The 1,464-nt window shown below is 25.6% G+C and carries 1 protein-coding gene; it reads right to left on the bottom strand.

The genetic code is table 4. The annotated features are described in order from the left end of the window. Positions 1 to 287: 287 nt before the first annotated feature. Positions 288 to 1,464, bottom strand: a 1,177-nt coding sequence (locus C6B38_RS03775; RefSeq protein ID WP_105298714.1) for an IS3 family transposase, incomplete at its 5' end; no start/stop codon positions are given.

Genomic DNA, 1,464 nt, shown 5'->3' with positions numbered 1-1,464 from the left:
ATAAATAAAAAAATAGTTCAAAAAGGCTTAATAGCCCTTGTTAATTTAACAAAATAAGAAAAAATGACAACGTATAAGGTATCTATTCGTTACGAAAACATAGTGAGTAATATAATTTTACTATAAGTCATTAAACATTTCTTATTTTAACGATTAGCCCCCTTATAGAGTAAATTTTAAATTCATTTCAACCTCTATTTTATGATTTTGAAATTTTTGGAAAATTATTTAAATTATCATTGATGGTTATCAATTATTTAAAAAACCAACAAGTCTAACTCTCATTATTATCTGAGAGTAGTTTGTTGGTTTTCTTTTTGATTTTTAAATTGGTAAGGTGAAAGATAGTTTAAATATTTCATTTTTCTTTGAGTGTTATAATTTTCAATAAAATTATTCACAATTTTCATTAACCGTTTTTTAGTTAAATGTTGTTTTTTTTCTAAATAAACAGTTTCACATTTAAAATTAGCGAAAAAAGCCTCAATGCAAGCATTTTGAGCAGGACTCCCTTTTTCAGAGAAACTCGGAATGAGGTTTTTAGTTTGTAAAGTTGTTTGGATTAGTTTGCCAGTAAATTCCCCTCCTTGGTCAGAATGAAATAAACCAGGTTGTTTGAAAGTAGGTAATTTACTTAAAGGTCTTAAAACTAAATTAATATCTTTTTTGTCGGAAAGATAAAAACTAATAATCTCTCGATTATATAAATCCATGATGACTGATAAATAAAGATTTTTATTTTGATGATAAGGTAAATAAGTAGAATCCGCACATATTTTTTGAAAAGGGCGATCAGCTTGGAAATTATTTTTTAAGAGATTTAATTGAGAAAGAGGAATATAATTTTGATTACGTGAGCTAAGTTTAAGATAACGATTTTTGCGGGTTTGGCATAATAAATTAAATTTTTTCATTTTGAGATAAACAGTTTTAGGGTTTACTTTAATGTTTTGATTGACAAGTTCTTGATAAACACGACGGAAACCCCAAACAAAAAAACTTTCGCCCACATTATTATAATAGCGATGTTGAAAACAAATCTTTTGAATCTGGATTTCTAAATTCGTTAAGAAAGCTGGTTGTTGTTTTTGACGAAACCAACGATAATAAGAATTTTTGGAAATGCCTAACCATTGAATAATTTGATTCAAAGAGAATTGATCACGATATTGATGAATAATAGCTAAACAAGCATCTTTCAAAGTTTGTTTATTTATTTTTAAATTAGCTTTAAATTGTTGTTTGATTTTTTTTATTTCCTTGATATCAGGATTTAAATTAATATTTGTTTTATATTTATAACGATGACCATCTTTTTGTTGTAAACGATGTAATTCACCATTTTTAAAATATTTTACCCAATAGTTAATTTGACGAATATTCACAATTTGAAATTTTTGTTGAATTTCTTTATTGGACATTCCTTGTTGTTTAGCTAAAACAACTTTTAATTTGGTTTCAAAA

The sequence above is a fragment of the Spiroplasma sp. ChiS genome (genome assembly GCF_002968355.1).
Lineage (GTDB): Bacteria > Bacillota_I > Bacilli_A > Mycoplasmatales > Mycoplasmataceae > Spiroplasma > Spiroplasma citri.
This window is presented reverse-complemented; position numbering and strand designations above follow the sequence as displayed.